Consider the following 2,454-nt stretch of genomic DNA (forward strand, 5'->3'; position numbering starts at 1 on the left):
TTGGCGCAGGTGGCGGCGTCCGGTGGTGCCGGTGTGGTGGTGCTCGAGGAGCTGCCCGGTGGTGGGGTCGGCGACCTGCCGCTCACCCCCGTCATGCACTGGCTCCTCGACCGCAGCCCGCTGCACCACACCCGCTTCTCCCAGGCGGTCCTGCTCGAACTACCTGCCGGCATCGACCACACGACACTCACGCGCACGCTCCAGGCCGTGCTCGATCGGCACGACATGCTGCGCTCCCGGCTGCGCTCGTCGAACGGGACGTGGACCTGGACCGTGCAGCCGACCGGAACCGTCGACGCCGACGATGTCCTCGTCCGCGTGGCCACCGACCCGCACGGCGACGACTTCGACGCCATCGCACACGCCGAACTCGACGCCGCCGCCGACCGGCTCGACCCGGCCTCGGGAATCGTGCTGCAGGCGGTGTGGTTCGACCCCGCCGGCACCGACTCGTCCGACACCGGAATCCCGGGTCGGCTGCTGGTCGTGATCCATCATTCGGCCGTGGACGGGGTGTCGTGGCGGAACCTCGTCCCGGATCTCGCGACCGCGTGGTCGCAGATCGCGGCGGGAGAGAACCCGCAGCTCGACGCGGTCGGTACGTCGATGCGCCGCTGGGCGCACGGTCTGGTCGAGGCCGCGCAGCAACCCGAACGGCTCGCCGAACTCGACTTCTGGCGCGCGACCACGGCCGGGGACGACCCGACGATCGGATCCCGCCCGCTCGATCCCGCGACCGACGTGACCGCGACGGCCGAGCACTTCTGCGTCGAACTGCCGACCGACGTGACCGAGGCGCTGCTGACCGCCGTCCCCGATGCGTTCCACGGCAGCGTCGCGGACGGTCTGCTCACTGCACTCGCGGTCGCGGCGACGGCCTGGCGCCGCAACCGCGGCACCCCGATCGACGACGCATTCATCGCCTTGGAAGGGCACGGGCGGGAGGAACAGACGGTACCGGGCGCCGAGCTGAGCCGGACCGTCGGCTGGTTCACCACCGGCTTCCCGGTCCGGCTGGACCTGGCCGGGATCGATCTCGACGACGCCTGCGGCGGCGGCCCTGCGCTGGACGCGGCCGTGAAGTCCGTCAAGGAACAGCTCCTCGCGGTCCCCGACCACGGCATCGGCTTCGGGCTGCTCCGCTATCTCGACGACGAAACCGCCTCGATCCTGCGCGAACACGCTGGGCCGCAGATCGGCTTCAACTACCTCGGCCGCATCGCCACCGGAACAGCGGACGGGATGCCGGCGGGACCGTGGATGCCCGTCGACGCCGGCTCGGAACTCGGCGGTGCCCAGGATCCGGAGATGCCGGTGCCCGCGGCGCTGGACATCAACGCGCTCACCCTCGACGACAGCACCGGCCCTCGGCTGCGCGCCACGTGGGCGTTCCCGACCGGGCTACTGACCGCAGGCGAGGTGCACGACGTCGCCGACCTGTGGTGCCGCGTGCTCACCGCGCTGGCGGAGCGCACCCGCATCCCCGGCTCCGGGGGACACACGCCGTCCGACCTGGACCTGGTGACACTGCAGCAGGCGCAGATCGAGGAACTCGAGCGGCAGTATCCGGACCTGGCTGACGTGTGGCCGCTGTCGCCGCTGCAGGAGGGTCTGCTGTTCCATGCGCTGGTGTCGGAGGACTCCGTCGACGCGTACCTGGTGCAACTGGTGCTCGAGCTGCGCGGACAGGTCGACGCGGAGCGGTTGCGGCGCGCCGGAACGGTGCTGCTGGACCGCCACGCCAACCTGCGCACCACGTTCGTGCCCGACGTCGACGGACGACCGGTACAGATCGTCCGGGATCGCGTCGAACTGCCGTTCACCGAGATCGATCTGTCCGCTCTCCCCGCCGACGACCGCGACCGCGAACTCGAACGGATCATGGCGGAAGACCGGGCGACACGATTCGATCCCGCGCAACCGCCGCTGATCCGGTGGCTGCTGGTCACCACCGGGCCGGACAGTCACCGGCTGATCATGACCAACCATCACCTGCTGCTCGACGGCTGGTCGACGCCGCTCCTCGTTCGCGAACTGCTGATGCTGTACGCGACCGAAGGCGACCCCGCCGGCCTCCCGCGGCCCACCTCGTACCGGGACTACCTCGCCTGGGTCGAGCGGCAGGACCGCGAACACTCCCTCGACGAATGGGCACGTGCGCTCGCCGGCGTCGACGAGCCGACACTGGTCGTCCCGGACGATCCAACGCGCCGGTACCGCGAATCACGGGACGTGTGTGCCGATTTCGGTGTGGAGGAGACGGCGGCGTTGTCGGCGTGGGTGCGTGATCGCGGGGCGACGTTGAACACGGTGGTGCAGGTGGCGTGGGGGCTGGTGCTGGGGTCGCTGACATCGCGGGAGGACGTGGCGTTCGGTGCGACGGTGTCGGGTCGGCCGCCGCAGATCGACGGAGTGGAGTCGATGGTGGGGTTGTTCGTGAACACGGTGCCGGTG

General features: G+C 70.7%; 1 protein-coding gene. It reads left to right on the forward strand.

All coding sequences use genetic code 11. From position 1 onward, the window contains the following. Window positions 1-2,454 (forward strand): condensation domain-containing protein (locus I0Q12_RS18760; protein ID WP_231610999.1); only part of this gene is annotated, 2,454 nt, incomplete at both ends.

This window comes from Rhodococcus sp. CX (assembly GCF_015865005.1).
Lineage (GTDB): Bacteria > Actinomycetota > Actinomycetes > Mycobacteriales > Mycobacteriaceae > Rhodococcus.